This is a genomic window from Volucribacter amazonae (assembly GCF_029783845.1).
In the GTDB taxonomy this organism is placed as follows: Bacteria; Pseudomonadota; Gammaproteobacteria; order Enterobacterales; family Pasteurellaceae; genus Volucribacter; species Volucribacter amazonae.
In genome coordinates this window covers 795,226-809,924 of record NZ_LWID01000001.1, presented here as the reverse complement: position 1 = coordinate 809,924, position 14,699 = coordinate 795,226, and the positions used below count along the sequence as shown (strand labels likewise).

Here is a 14,699-nt window from a genome sequence, read left to right as displayed (position 1 = left end):
GATATACTAAGTAAAAGAGAAAAAGTGCGGTCAATTTAAGCAAAATTTGCTATGATTTCCCCTCTACAGATTAACTAGGAACAATAATGAATAAATTACCTTTTCGTGCGGTGGTGTCGGATTTAGACGGCACGTTGTTAAATGCTAATCATATTATTGGCGAGTTTACTCTGCAAACGTTGGCGAAAGTCGCTCAACAGCAGGTAGATATTATTCTTGCCACAGGACGTAATTATACCGATGTTAGTGCGATTTTAGCCAAGGCTCAGCTAGATAATGCGGTGATGATTACTTCAAATGGGGCAAGAATACATGATTTACAAGGCAATCTCTTATATAGTAATAGCCTTGATGAAAACTTGGCTTGGCAAATTATGAATGTTGAATTTGATCCTGAGCGTATTTGTGTGAATAGTTATCAAGATGAAGGCTGGTTTATTAACAAGGATATTCCTGAGTTACACAAATATCATCAAGATTCTGGTTTTATGTATCAAGTGGTGGATTTTGCTCAGCATCATGGACGAGGTACGGAAAAAGTGTTTTTTATTGGGCGAGAACCTGCGGATTTAATCCCGTTAGAACAAAGATTACGCCAACAATTTGGCGAGCAAACGGCAATTACTTTTTCTACGCCACAATGTTTAGAAGTCATGAGTAAAAATGTGTCAAAAGGCACCGCACTTGCTTATTTATTAACCCAGCGAGATTACCAACTGCAAGATTGTATTGCGTTTGGTGATGGTATGAATGATGTGGAAATGTTAAGCCAAGTAGGCAAAGGTTGTATTATGCTCAATGCCGATCCTCGTTTAAAAGCGGCTTGTCCGCAATTAGAGCAAATTGGTTTAAACAAAGATGAAGCAGTAGCCAGTTATATTCGGGCGACTTTTGCTATTTATTAATGCTAAAATAATGCAACAAATTGATGAAGGAGAAAGAAGATGATTATTGTAACAGGTGGTGCAGGCTTTATTGGTAGCAATATTGTGAAAGCCTTAAACCAATTAGGACGTAAAGATATTTTGGTGGTAGATAATCTTAAAGACGGCACAAAATTCGTTAATCTGGTGGATTTAGATATTGCGGATTATTGTGATAAAGAAGATTTTATTGCGTCAATTATTGCTGGCGATGATTTTGGTGAAATTGATGCCATTTTCCATCAAGGTGCTTGTTCTGCCACCACAGAATGGGACGGCAAATATATTATGCAAAACAACTATGAATATTCCAAAGAGCTTTTGCATTATTGTTTAGATCGTCGCATTCCTTTTCTTTATGCTTCTAGTGCCGCTACTTATGGCGATAAAACCGAGTTTATTGAGCAACGTGAATTTGAACAACCTTTAAATGTGTATGGCTATTCTAAATTTTTATTTGATCAATATGTGAGAGCCATTTTGCCACAAGCAAAATCCCCTGTGTGTGGCTTTAAATATTTTAATGTGTATGGGCCTAGAGAACAGCATAAAGGCAGTATGGCGAGCGTGGCTTTTCATTTGAATAAGCAAATGTTAAACGGCGAAAATCCGAAATTATTCGCAGGCTCAAGCCATTTTTTACGGGATTTTGTGTATGTGGAAGATGTGGCACAAGTGAATATTTGGGCATGGCAAAAGGGGATTTCGGATATTTATAATTGTGGTACAGGCAATGCGGAGTCCTTTGCGGAAGTGGCTAAGGCGGTAATCCAATACCATGGCAAAGGGGAAATAGAAACCATTCCCTTCCCTGAGCATTTAAAATCTCGTTATCAAGAATATACCCAAGCCAACCTTACCAAGCTACGTCAAGCAGGTTACGATAAACCTTTCAAAAACGTGGCTCAAGGTGTGGCTGAATATATGCAATGGTTAAATCGTAAATCATGAATATTTTAATTATTGGCCCTTCTTGGGTGGGCGATATGATGATGTCCCATAGTCTTTATCAACGCTTGGTACAATTATATCCCCAATGCCAAATTGATGTGCTTGCTCCCGACTGGAGTAAGCCATTATTACAGCGTATGCCCGAAGTTAGACAGGCGATTAGCATGCCTATTGGGCATGGCGAATTTGCCTTGAAAGCCCGTTATCACATTGGGAAATCATTGAGAAAGCAATATGATATGGCAATCGTTTTGCCAAACTCGTTTAAATCTGCCTTAATTCCTTATTTTGCGAATATCAAGTTACGCCGAGGTTGGAAAGGGGAAAGCCGTTATGGCATATTAAACGATTGGCGTAGTAACAAAAGGGATTATCCTATGATGGTGCAACGCTATGTGGCGTTAGCTTATCCTGCCAAACAAATGCCAAATGCTCAACAAATGATTATCCCTAAGCCTTATTTGAGGACAGATCCTGAAGAAATCGCCCAAACCAAGCAGGCTTTTGCTCGTCAGTTAGCCATAACAGAGGCACGCCCTGCTATCGGTTTTTGCCCTGGGGCGGAATTTGGACCAGCTAAACGTTGGCCGCACTATCATTATGCTAAACTTGCCGAGCAATTAATTGCACAGCATTATAGTATTCGCCTATTTGGTTCTGCCAAAGATTTTGCCGTTGGCGAACAAATTCGCAACAGCCTTGCCCCTGAGTTGCAGCCCTACTGCATTAATTTAGCAGGGCAAACGAGCTTAAATCAAGCGGTAGATTTGATTGCGGATTGTCGTGCGATTGTGAGTAATGACAGCGGTTTAATGCACATCGCCGCCGCCTTGCAACGCCCCTTAGTGGCTTGCTATGGGCCGACCAGTCCACAATATACACCGCCTTTATCCGATAATGCCTGTATTATTCGTTTAATTGAGGGAGACTTAATTAAAATTCGGCAAGGTAAAGATAGCCAAGAAGGTTATCATCAAAGTTTAATTGATATTCAACCCGAAAAAGTTTTGCAAAAATTGACCGCACTTTTAGCCGAGCAATCTTCATAATGAGAATTTGTTTAATTAAAACCTCGTCAATGGGCGATATTTTACATAGCTTACCTGCTTTAACTGATGCACAAATGGCAATCAAAGATTTGCAGGTAGATTGGGTGGTTGAGGAAAATTTTTGCGAGATTCCAAGTTGGCATTCAGCGGTCAAACAGGTTATTCCCATTGGACTACGCCGTTGGCGAAAACAGCTGTTTAACGCAGAACATTGGCAGCAATGGCGAGCCTATAAACAGCAATTACAGCAACAAAATTATGATGCGGTAATTGATGCACAAGGCTTGTTGAAAAGTGTGTTATTCGCCACTTATTGGGCAAAAGGGCGTAAATATGGCTATGATCGTCATTCTATTCGTGAACCTCTTGCGAGCTTATTTTATGATCATACCTATGCCATTAATTACCAACAACACGCCGTAGAGCGGATTAGGCAATTATTCGCCGCCAGTTTAGGCTATCCTTTGCCAACAACAAAGGGGGATTATGGTATTCTCTCCCATTTTGGCTCGCAAAATCCCTCTACTGAGCCTTATATTGTGGCAATTCACGCTACCACTAGGGCAAATAAGCATTGGCTTGAATCTTCTTGGGCGGCATTATTTCAGCAACTCAATCAACGAGGCATTAAGATCAAACTGCCTTGGGGCACGCCACAGGAAAAAGCCCGAGCGGAACGTCTCGCTCAACAAGCTCCCTTAGTAGAGGTTTTGCCCAAAACAAGTTTAAGCCAATTAGCCCAAATTATTGCTCAAGCTCGGGCAGTGGTTTCAGTAGATACGGGGCTAGCCCATTTAACTGCGGCATTAGCGGTTCCCAATATTAGTTTATATGGGGCAACGGATCCTCGCCTTATTGGCTGTTATGGGCAACAACAATATTATTTACAAGGCAACACCATGGCGGATATTCAAGTTTCACAAGTAATAACAAAACTTGAGCAACTTGCATTATTTGCTTAATATAACCATTTACAAATAAATAGCCGTTTCAATTTAAAATAAGACAAAGTGTACGGCGTGGCGTACTAACACATTATTTTAAGGTGGGACGAGGATATAAAATTTTTTAAAAATAGACCGCACTTTTACAACAATAGAGTTATTATGAAATCAGCAACTTATCAACAATATATTACCCCAATTAGCCAACAACAACGCCTTGCCAACCAAACGAAAAAAGTTATCGTTGGTATGTCTGGTGGGGTTGATTCTTCCGTATCCGCTTATTTATTACAACAACAAGGCTACCAAGTAGAAGGCTTGTTTATGAAAAATTGGGAAGAAGATGATGATACGGATTATTGCACCGCTGCGGCGGATTTAGCCGATGCACAAGCGGTATGCGATAAACTTGGTATTCACTTACACAAAATCAATTTCGCCGCCGAATATTGGGACAATGTATTTGAACATTTTTTAAATGAATATAAAGCAGGACGCACTCCAAATCCTGATATTTTGTGCAACAAGGAAATTAAATTTAAAGCCTTTTTAGATTATGCCGCAGAAGATCTTGGCGCGGATTATATTGCCACAGGGCATTATGTAAGACGAGGCAAACAACAAGGCAAAGCCCAATTATTACGCGGATTAGACAGCAACAAAGATCAAAGCTATTTTTTATATACCCTAAGCTATCAACAAATCGCCCAAAGCCTTTTCCCTATTGGCGAATTAGAAAAGCCGATAGTGCGTCAAATTGCCGAAGAACTTGACTTAGTGACTGCCAAGAAAAAAGATTCCACTGGCATTTGCTTTATTGGCGAACGTAAATTCAAAGATTTCCTCGCTCGCTTCTTGCCCGCTCAACCGGGCGATATTCGCACCGTTGATGGCGAGATTATTGGTCGCCACGATGGATTAATGTACCATACCCTAGGACAACGCAAAGGCTTAGGTATCGGTGGCTTAAAAAATGCAGGCGATGAAGCTTGGTATGTGGTAGAAAAAGATCTTGCCAATAATGAACTCATTGTTGCGCAAGGGCATAACCATCCAAAACTCTATGCCAAAGGCTTGATTGCTCAACAATTACACTGGGTTGATCGCCAAGCCTTGCAACAACCTTTACGCTGTAGCGTCAAAACCCGCTATCGCCAAACGGATATCGCCTGTACTATTGAGCCAATCAATCAAGATTGCATTAGCGTGATTTTTGATGAACCTCAAATGGCGGTTACCCCGGGACAATCTGCTGTTTTTTATCAAGGCGAAGTTTGTTTAGGTGGGGGGATTATTGAACAATCCTTGAAATAATCCAAGTCAGATTAAAGAGCCAATAAAACTGTTGGCTCTATGCCTAAGTGCGGTCAATTTTTCATTTATTTTTTCCCTATATTTCCACAAGTATTAGTATAGTCGTTTCTCTTTAAAAGAGAACGACTATATTTTATCCGTCAAAAGCCTTATACTTTCAAGCATAACTTTTCATCATCGCCATTTCACAAGGGAGAAAATATGAAATATAAAGTAATCGCATTTGATTTAGACGGTACATTATTAAATAAACAAGGGCAAATTTTGCCCTCAAGTCAGCAAGCCATTGAACAAGCAATCCAACAGGGTATAAAGGTGGTTTTAGTAACAGGACGACATCACACCGCCGTAAAACCTTATCATTACCAACTCAATCTTTCCACACCGATCATTTGTTGTAATGGTACTTATTTATATGATGCCGCTACGGATCAAACCCCTCTCGCTAATCCTTTAAGCCTAAGCCAAGCGGAACAGGTTATTCATCTTGCGGAAAAATACCAAATCCATTTATTAATGTATTCAAGAGATGCCATGAATTATCAGGTATTAAATGAACATATGCGTAAATTTAGCCAATGGGTAGCGGATTGTCCTGAACAAGTGCGTCCTAATTTACGCCAAGTGGCAGATTTTCGTCAGCTTTTAAATGAACAAGAAACTATTTGGAAATTTGTGATTAGCCACCCTGATCGCCAAATTATGCAACAAGCAGTGGCTGAATTATCGCCACAACAGTTTAATTGTGAATGGTCTTGGGTGGATCGTGTTGATATTGCCAACCAAGGCAATAGCAAAGGAAACCGTTTAGCTGAGCTACTAGCATTGTGGCAAATTCCTTCCGAACAAGTTATTGCTTTTGGCGATAATCATAATGATATTAGTATGTTAAAAACCGTAGGCTTGGGCGTAGCTATGGGGAATGCGGAAGAAGAAGTAAAAGCACAAGCAAAACTGGTTACCCTATCCCATAATGAAGACGGCATTGCTCAAGTGTTAAAGCAATATTTATAAGTCTTTCTACTTTAAATAGTACGGCGAGGCGAACCAACGCCGTATTATTTTAAAGTGGAACGACTATAAAACGTCCATATAAAAAAGAGAAAAGTGCGGTCAATTTTTAAAAAATTTTTCTTTTTCCCTTGAATTATGCTTATTAGTACCCACTTACATAAACAAAGTAAATGATAGAATTGATTTAATGAATATCATTATTTAGCAGAATAGTAAGACAGAGAGGAAAAGCAGATGAATATAGAAAAATTTACCACCAAATTTCAACAAGCCTTAGCTGAAGCACAATCTTTGGCATTAGGCAAAGATAATCAATTTATTGAACCTGTACATGTAATGCTGGCGTTGTTAGATCAGCAAGGTGGCTCAGTTGCCCCTATTCTCACTGCAAGTGGGGTAAATGTTGCTCAGTTGCGAAATGAGCTTACACAAGCATTAACAAAATTACCGCAGGTATCGGGTTCGGGCGGTAATGTTCAGCTATCAAATAATATCGTTAGATTATTAAACTTATGCGATAAAATCGCTCAGCAACAACAAGATAAATTTATTTCTTCTGAGCTGTTCTTATTGGCGGCATTAGAAGAAAAAGGAGAATTAAGTTCAATTTTACACAAAGTCGGCGTGCAAAAAGCACGTTTACAACAAGCTATTGAACAAATTCGGGGAGGACAAAACGTGAACGATCAAAATGCGGAAGAAAACCGCCAAGCCTTAGAAAAATATACTATTGATTTAACCGCTCGTGCCGAGGCAGGCAAACTTGATCCTGTGATTGGGCGTGATGAAGAAATTCGCCGAACCATTCAGGTATTACAACGCCGTACCAAAAATAATCCTGTATTAATTGGTGAACCCGGGGTGGGAAAAACCGCCATTGTAGAGGGTTTAGCTCAACGCATTGTTAATGGCGAAGTGCCAGAGGGATTAAAAAACAAACGTGTGTTATCCCTTGATATGGGGGCATTAATTGCAGGGGCAAAATTTCGTGGCGAATTTGAAGAGCGTTTAAAAGCAGTATTAAAAGAATTAGCCAAAGAAGAAGGGCGTATCATCTTATTTATTGATGAAATCCATACGATGGTGGGGGCTGGTAAATCTGATGGGGCAATGGACGCAGGTAATTTATTAAAACCCTCTTTAGCTCGTGGGGAATTACATTGTGTTGGTGCAACGACATTAGATGAATACCGTCAATATATTGAAAAAGATGCCGCACTTGAACGCCGTTTCCAAAAAGTGTTTGTGGGCGAACCAAGTGTTGAGGATACCATTGCGATTTTGCGTGGTTTAAAAGAACGTTATGAAATTCATCATCACGTACAAATTACCGATCCTGCGATTGTAGCGGCAGCAACCTTGTCTAATCGTTATATTACTGATCGTCAGTTACCTGATAAAGCCATTGATTTAATTGATGAGGCGGCGAGTTCCATTCGTATGGAAATTGATTCTAAACCGCAACCATTGGATCGCCTTGATCGCCGTATAATCCAATTAAAATTGGAACAACAAGCCTTGAAAAAAGAGGAAGACGAAGCAAGCCGTAAACGTTTAGCTATGCTAGAGCAAGAGCTAGCCGAGAAAGAACGTGAGTATGCGGAGTTGGAAGAAGTGTGGAAAAGCGAGAAAGCGGCACTTTCTGGTACACAACATATTAAAGCCGAGCTAGATAATGCAAAAACTCAAATGGAGCAAGCTCGCCGTGTGGGTGATCTTAATAAAATGTCAGAATTGCAATATGGCGTGATACCGTCCCTAGAGAAACAGCTTGCTCAAGCTGAATCCAGTGAGGGTAAAGAAATGAAATTACTTCGCTATCGTGTTACTGACGAAGAAATCGCGGAAGTGCTATCAAGAGCAACAGGGATTCCTGTGGCAAAAATGATGGAGGGCGAAAAAGAAAAATTATTGCGTATGGAGCAAGAGCTACATAAACGGGTTATTGGGCAAAATGAAGCGGTTGAGGCTGTTGCAAATGCGATTCGCCGTAGCCGAGCAGGCTTAGCGGATCCAAATCGTCCAATTGGTTCTTTCTTGTTCCTCGGACCAACAGGCGTAGGTAAAACAGAGCTTTGCAAAACCTTAGCTAATTTCTTGTTTGATGATGAAAACGCAATGGTGCGGATCGATATGTCCGAATTTATGGAAAAACACAGTGTTTCTCGTCTTGTGGGTGCACCACCGGGATATGTGGGCTATGAAGAAGGCGGATATTTAACTGAGGCTGTACGCCGCCGCCCTTATTCGGTTGTTTTGCTTGACGAGGTAGAAAAAGCTCACGCTGATGTGTTTAATATCCTATTGCAAGTGTTAGATGACGGACGTTTAACCGATGGGCAAGGGCGTACTGTGGATTTCCGTAATACAGTGGTGATTATGACCTCTAACCTAGGTTCTGACTTAATACAAAATCATCAGCAAGAAAGCTATGATGAAATGAAAATGTTAGTTATGTCAGTGGTTGGGCAACATTTCCGCCCAGAGTTTATTAACCGTATTGATGAATGTGTGGTATTCCACCCATTAGCCAAAGAGAATATCAAAGCCATTGCAACCATTCAATTACAACGGTTAAGCAAACGTATGGAAAGCCATGGCTACCATATTGTATTCAGCGATGCGTTATTAGACTTTATCAGCGAAGTGGGCTATGACCCTGTTTATGGTGCAAGACCATTAAAACGGGCAATCCAACAAGAAGTTGAAAACCCATTAGCTCAACAAATTTTATCAGGTCAAGTGTTACCAACCGAAAAAGTAACCGTTGATTATGAACAAAATAAAGTTGTGGTTAAACAATAAATCAATATAAGCGGGTATATGCCCGCTTTTTTATACTTTATATAGATGATTACAACGTATTAATACTCCAAATAAATATTCTTCTCTGAATTTCTATTCTCATCACAGTGATTTTATCTTAAAAAATATTTACCCCTTTATCCTCTTTTGCTAGAATAGTGAAATTGAAATTTATTCTCAATTAGATAGTTAAAACCTTTTAACACTTTTTTAATTTATCCATAGGTGTACAATGAGCTTATTTGAATTTTTACAAAATTATATTGATTATATTATTCTCGGATTATTGGCTTTAATGAGCTTTATCATGCTTTGGGCGGTAATTGAACGGTTTATTTTTTTAAATCGTGTTGATGTGAGCCAATATAGCAATAAATACCAACTGGATATTGATTTGACACGCAATTTAACCACCATTTCTACCGTGGGAGCAAATGCACCTTATGTAGGGTTATTAGGTACAGTAATTGGTATTCTATTAACTTTTTATGAATTAGGTAATTCTGGCGGTGATATTGATGCGGCCGCCATTATGGTACATTTATCCTTAGCCTTAAAAGCCACTGGTGTAGGTATCTTAGTCGCTATTCCTGCGATGATTTTTTATAGTGCTCTTGGGCGTAAAGTGGAAGTTAATCGTTTGAAATGGAAAGCCTTACAGCAACACCAAGCATAAATTAAGGGGGGATAATGAAAAAGTTTGATGAAATCAATATCATTCCTTTTATTGATATTATGTTGGTTTTGTTAGCCATTGTATTGATTACAGCTTCTTTTATTTCACAAGGAAAAATTGAAGTCAATGTGCCTAAAGCTTCTAGTGCGGTAGCATTTAAATCTGATGAACTAGCAAAATTATTGACGGTAACTGAAAAAGGCGAGCTTTATTATAATGATAAACCCATTGATAAGTCAGCGCTTGAACAAGAAGTGAGTCAATGGGATAAAGATCAGCGAGTAACTCTTAAAGTAGATGCCAATGCTCCGTTTCAGGATTTTGTATCTATTACCGATATTATGGCAAAAAATGATATTAAAAATGTTGCGATTGTAACATTAAAAGAAAAAGGCGAATAAGGATGCAAAAAAAAGATTCCTTAATCGGTTTTTGCGGTTCGCTGATTATTCATATTGTTATTTTTTCGCTATTAGCTTGGGCTATTTTTAAAGATAAAGCTGATGATACCGCTAATGGTTTTGAAGCTAATGTTGTCAGTACCCATATTTCTATGGAAATGATGATGGCAACTGTTATGGAAGAACCTGAACCAACTCCTGAGCCACAGCCTGAACATGAGCCAGAAGTAAAAGAGGAAATTCCTGATCCAACGGTAAAGCCCGAGCCTCCAAAGCCAGAAAAACCAAAGGAAGAACCAAAAAAAGAACCGCCAAAACCGAAACCAGAAAAACCAAAACCAGTAAAACGAGAAAAGCCTAAGCCTGATCGTCCTAAAGCTAATCGAGAGGTAAATTCCGATTCCGCAATTAACTCACAAGCGGCAACGACAGGACCTGTAACGACCAATAATCCTAATTTGGTGGGGAATGGGCGTAATACTGATGAAATCAGTGCTTATCGTAGTGCATTACGCCGAGAAATTGAACGGCATAAACGCTACCCACAAAGGGCAAAAATGATGCGACGTCAAGGGGTTGTTACAGTAAGTTTCAATATTGGTGCAAATGGAAACATTACTGAGGCAAAAATTGCTAAATCTTCTGGTAATGATGATTTAGATAATGCAGCATTAACCGCTGTAAAAAATGCACGCCCTATTGGGCCAAGACCAGCAGGAATGCCTGTTAGTATTACTGTTCCGATCAGTTTTAAAATTCAATAATTCCTCTTAATTTAAGGGTTATCATCAATGAGGTAGCCCTTTTATTTATAAAAAATGTGGGAAAAAAGTGGGTTAAGACCTTATACTGCAAGGCTTTAACCTACTTTTTTGAAAATGAATAAAAAATTGCCTATATTGTCAAAATAACTCAATCCACAAACATGGAAAGAAAAATACCATTCAACGCTATAAATGCAATCATTGTAATAAAACTTTTACCTTTCAAAATAAATTAAATCCCACCGAAATTTGGTTTTATTATTCTCAAGGAAAACAAACGTATAAAGAGCTTGCCATTAAATATCAATATTCTGTTAAAACAATCCAAAGATATATTGATAAAGCCCCTAAAACAGCGTTAAAATTTCCTCTATCAATACATTTAAATATTATTATGGATACCACTTTCTTTAAGCGAGATTTTGGTGTGTTAGTGTTAATGGATAGCCTGACAGAAAAAGTGATTTATCATCAAATTGTAAAAACAGAAAAGGATATTTATTATCAACTAGCTTTAAATAAATTAAGAGAAAAAGGCTATATTATTCAATCAATTACCTGTGATGGTCGTAGTGGGCTGTTAAAAGAGATATTCAATACACCTGTTCAAATGTGCCATTTTCATCTTGTGGCAATGGTGATGAGAAAATTAAGAAAAAAACATCAATCTCAGGCTGGAAAGGAATTAAAAATTATTATGAAAACCTTAAAAGAAAGCCAAAAACATGATTTTTTTCGTCGTTTGCATTATTGGTATTTAAAACATCAAGATTATTTGAATGAACGCTCAGAGAAATGTAATGAAAAAGGTTATTTCCCTTATAAACATAAAGGATTAAGAGGGGCATTAGAGAGTATTAAATATTATGAAAAGTATTTATTTACTTTTGAAAAATATTCGGAATTAAATATTGAAAAAACAATAAATCGGTTAGAAGGTTTATTTAGTGAACTTAAGCGTAAATTAATTAATCATAATGGATTAAGTGGAAAGCGTAAGATTATGTTTATAAAGGATTTTTTAAATAAAAATAGTTGCTAATAATTTGAGGAAATTATTATTAGCAACTATTTTGTCCATTACACCTTAAAACGCCATTCACATTCTTTTAAATACAGCTCAAAATGGGCTTTAGGAATACCATTAAACTTACGTAAATAGCGTTTTGCTTGACTCCAAAAATTTTCAATGCCATTAATATGATTATGATTTTCAGCAAAATGTGTGCTGTGATTGATGCGAAAATAACTAAATTCACTCAAATCAAGTACATCATCTCTGTGATAAGTATCGGTGTAAACAATACTATCAGGTTTTACTTTTTCTCGAATAATAGGCAGTAATGTCGCTGATTTTGTATTAGGGGCAGCAACGGTATAAACTTTACCATTACGCTTCAAAAGCCCGAATACAGCGACTTTACCTGCTGCACCACGTCCTCGTTTACCTTTACGAGCGCCGCCAAAATAACTTTCATCAGCTTCAATTTCTCCCTCAAACATTTCTAAATGAGGACTATTTTGATAAATGAGTAAGCGTAAGCGATGAAAATAAAAGGCTGCTGTATTTTTATTGACATTCACGAGTTCAGCGGCTGTTCGTGCCGTAATACCTGCAACGAAAAGTTCAATAAGTTTGTGTTGTTTATACTGACTTAGACGACTTTTTCTCATTGGACTATTGTACCCTAAATGGAAAATTTGTCAGTTATCTAGTACAGCCCCTTTATTTTTATTAAGCTCTCCGCCAAGTTGTACCATTTGCACTATCTTCTAAAATAATGCCCATTTCGGTAAGTTTATCACGAGCTTGGTCGGCGATTGCCCAATCTTTATTAGCACGAGCAGTATTGCGTTGTTCAATAAGTTGTTCAATAAGTACAATATCATCTTGGTTTGCCCCTGCTTGTAGAAATTGCTCTGGATCTTGGTATAAAAGACCCAATACGCTAGCTAATTCACGTAATCCTGCGGCGAGTTGATCGGCTTTTTGTTGATCTTCATTTTTTAATTTATTGAGTTCACGAGCCATATCAAACAGTACAGCTAGAGCGGACGGTGTGTTAAAATCGTCATTCATCGCTGTTTTAAATGCCGTAATATATTGTTCTCCTCCTGCGGGCTTGGTATGTGGATTTGTGCCACGTAAAGCGGTGTAAAGACGTTCTAAGGCTTGACGAGCATTGCTGAGAGCCTCTAAATCATAGTTAAGCAATGAACGATAATGTGCAGTGAGAAAGAAATAGCGTAAACTTTCAGCGTCATATTGTTCAAGCATTGTCCGAATGGTAAAAAAATTCCCCAGCGATTTGGACATTTTCTCTTTATCAATAGTGAGCATACCTGTATGTAGCCAATAATTGACATAATCATGTCCATTAGCACAGCAAGATTGTGCAATTTCATTTTCATGATGTGGGAACATTAAATCTGAGCCACCACCATGAATATCAAAATGCTTACCTAAGGTTTTTTGATTCATTGCGGAACACTCAATATGCCAACCCGGGCGGCCTTTTCCCCATGGCGAATCCCAGCTTGGTTCATTAGGTTTTGACATTTTCCATAGCACAAAATCCATGGGATTACGTTTCACCGATTTTATTTCAACCCTTGCCCCAGCTTGGAGTTGCTGTAAATTTTGGCGAGATAATGCCCCATATTGGCTAAAACTTGGTACATTAAACATCACATCGCCGTCCTCTGCCACATAAGCATGACCTTTAGCGATAAGTTTTTCTACCATAGCAATAATTTCTGCAATATTATGGGTGGCTCTTGGTTCAATATCAGGGCGTTGAATATTAAGGGCATCAAAATCTTGGTGCATTTCGTGAATCATTCGCTCTACTAATTGTTCACTGCTTTCGTTATTTTCTAACGCTCGCTTAATAATTTTATCGTCCACATCAGTGATATTACGAACATAAGTCAGATCATAGCCAAGATAACGTAAATAACGGGCAATGACATCAAAAGAAACAAAGGTTCTTCCATGTCCAAAATGGCAAAGGTCATAAACGGTTACCCCACAAACATACATGCCTACTTTATTATGATGAATAGGTTTGAAAATTTCTTTTTCTCGAGTTAGGGTATTAAATATTTTTAGCATAAAATTTTCCAATGATAAGTAAAATTATTCTTCACATTTTATAGCACTTTTTTCTAATTTATGAAATAATGATAACTTCATTTTCTAAATAGGATTGAAAAAATGGTTACATTACATACAAATTTTGGTGACATTAAAATTGCATTGAATCATGAAAAAGCACCTAAAACCGCAGAGAATTTTTTAAATTACTGCAAAAATGGCTTTTATAATAACACAATTTTCCATCGTGTTATTGATGGTTTTATGATTCAAGGTGGTGGTTTAGAAGTGGGTATGCAAGAAAAAGCAACCAATCAACCGATTCAAAATGAAGCAAATAATGGGCTTAGTAACAAACGTGGTACCATTGCAATGGCACGTACTGCTGATCCTCATTCTGCAACCGCACAATTTTTTATTAATACCGTTGATAATGATTTTTTAGATTTTAAATCAGAATCTATGCAGGGTTGGGGATACTGCGTATTTGGTGAAGTTGTGGGCGGTATGGAAATCGTGGATAAAATCAGTAAAGTGAAAACAGGTAACTATGGTTTTCACCAAGATGTTCCAAAAGAAGAAGTGGTTATTACTTCGGTTTCAGTAGATGAATAATAAAGATGATAAAAGAGGGCGTAATATACGCCCTTTAATTTTGCCTAATGTTTACTCTTTATGTGTTTTTGTTATATAAAATATATCTAAATTGTTATTATAATTATATGAGTTAATGCTTTGATTAAACTAGCTTAGTCAAAGCA

General features: G+C 38.0%; 13 protein-coding genes and 1 pseudogene. 12 read left to right on the top strand and 2 right to left on the bottom strand.

All coding sequences use genetic code 11. The features are described from left to right. Positions 1 to 86: 86 nt before the first annotated feature. The 11 genes from A6A20_RS03995 (at position 87) to A6A20_RS03945 (ending at position 11,883) form a co-directional block, all read left to right on the top strand. Positions 87 to 905, top strand: coding sequence for a Cof-type HAD-IIB family hydrolase (locus tag A6A20_RS03995; RefSeq protein ID WP_279572252.1), 819 nt, complete (start codon positions 87 to 89; stop codon positions 903 to 905). Positions 906 to 944: 39 nt separating this feature from the next. Beyond that, positions 945 to 1,874 carry an ADP-glyceromanno-heptose 6-epimerase gene (rfaD, locus tag A6A20_RS03990; RefSeq protein ID WP_279572251.1) on the top strand — a complete coding sequence of 310 codons (930 nt, stop codon included), beginning with the start codon at positions 945 to 947 and terminating at the stop codon, positions 1,872 to 1,874. Continuing rightward, complete coding sequence (gene waaF / locus A6A20_RS03985; protein ID WP_279572250.1) at positions 1,871 to 2,923, top strand: lipopolysaccharide heptosyltransferase II; 1,053 nt, start codon at positions 1,871 to 1,873, stop codon at positions 2,921 to 2,923. The genes rfaD and waaF overlap by 4 nt, the downstream gene beginning before the upstream one ends. After that, complete coding sequence (gene rfaC, locus A6A20_RS03980) at positions 2,923 to 3,885, top strand: lipopolysaccharide heptosyltransferase RfaC (RefSeq protein WP_279572249.1); 963 nt, start codon at positions 2,923 to 2,925, stop codon at positions 3,883 to 3,885. The genes waaF and rfaC overlap by 1 nt, the downstream gene beginning before the upstream one ends. Positions 3,886 to 4,029: 144 nt before the next feature. Further along, positions 4,030 to 5,181 (top strand): tRNA 2-thiouridine(34) synthase MnmA, encoded by a 1,152-nt coding sequence (gene mnmA, locus A6A20_RS03975; RefSeq protein ID WP_279572248.1) that lies wholly within the window; start codon positions 4,030 to 4,032, stop codon positions 5,179 to 5,181. Between the two features lie 201 nt (positions 5,182 to 5,382). Further along, positions 5,383 to 6,195: a pyridoxal phosphatase gene (locus A6A20_RS03970; protein ID WP_279572247.1), complete on the top strand. Its 813-nt coding sequence runs from the start codon at positions 5,383 to 5,385 to the stop codon at positions 6,193 to 6,195. A gap of 234 nt (positions 6,196 to 6,429) precedes the next feature. Further along, positions 6,430 to 9,000, top strand: coding sequence for an ATP-dependent chaperone ClpB (clpB, locus tag A6A20_RS03965; RefSeq protein WP_279572246.1), 2,571 nt, complete (start codon positions 6,430 to 6,432; stop codon positions 8,998 to 9,000). Between the two features lie 232 nt (positions 9,001 to 9,232). After that, complete coding sequence (gene exbB / locus A6A20_RS03960) at positions 9,233 to 9,676, top strand: TonB-system energizer ExbB (protein WP_279572245.1); 444 nt, start codon at positions 9,233 to 9,235, stop codon at positions 9,674 to 9,676. A gap of 14 nt (positions 9,677 to 9,690) precedes the next feature. Further along, positions 9,691 to 10,077, top strand: a complete 387-nt coding sequence (gene exbD, locus A6A20_RS03955; RefSeq protein ID WP_279572244.1) for a TonB system transport protein ExbD — start codon at positions 9,691 to 9,693, stop codon at positions 10,075 to 10,077. A 2-nt stretch (positions 10,078 to 10,079) separates the two neighbouring features. Continuing rightward, positions 10,080 to 10,841, top strand: coding sequence for an energy transducer TonB family protein (locus A6A20_RS03950; protein WP_279572243.1), 762 nt, complete (start codon positions 10,080 to 10,082; stop codon positions 10,839 to 10,841). A gap of 118 nt (positions 10,842 to 10,959) precedes the next feature. After that, positions 10,960 to 11,883, top strand: coding sequence for an IS256 family transposase, variant Zn-binding type (locus tag A6A20_RS03945; RefSeq protein WP_424585440.1), 924 nt, complete (start codon positions 10,960 to 10,962; stop codon positions 11,881 to 11,883). A 47-nt stretch (positions 11,884 to 11,930) separates the two neighbouring features. On the opposite strand, the pseudogene A6A20_RS03940 reads toward A6A20_RS03945, so the two are convergent. Next, positions 11,931 to 12,515, bottom strand: a pseudogene (locus A6A20_RS03940) (IS1595 family transposase); the annotation flags it as partial. Positions 12,516 to 12,576: 61 nt separating this feature from the next. Next, complete coding sequence (cysS, locus tag A6A20_RS03935; RefSeq protein WP_279572241.1) at positions 12,577 to 13,956, bottom strand: cysteine--tRNA ligase; 1,380 nt, start codon at positions 13,954 to 13,956, stop codon at positions 12,577 to 12,579. 102 nt (positions 13,957 to 14,058) lie between these two features. Between cysS and A6A20_RS03930 the strand changes: the two genes are divergently transcribed. Next, positions 14,059 to 14,553: a peptidylprolyl isomerase gene (locus tag A6A20_RS03930; protein ID WP_279572240.1), complete on the top strand. Its 495-nt coding sequence runs from the start codon at positions 14,059 to 14,061 to the stop codon at positions 14,551 to 14,553. Positions 14,554 to 14,699 lie beyond the last annotated feature (146 nt).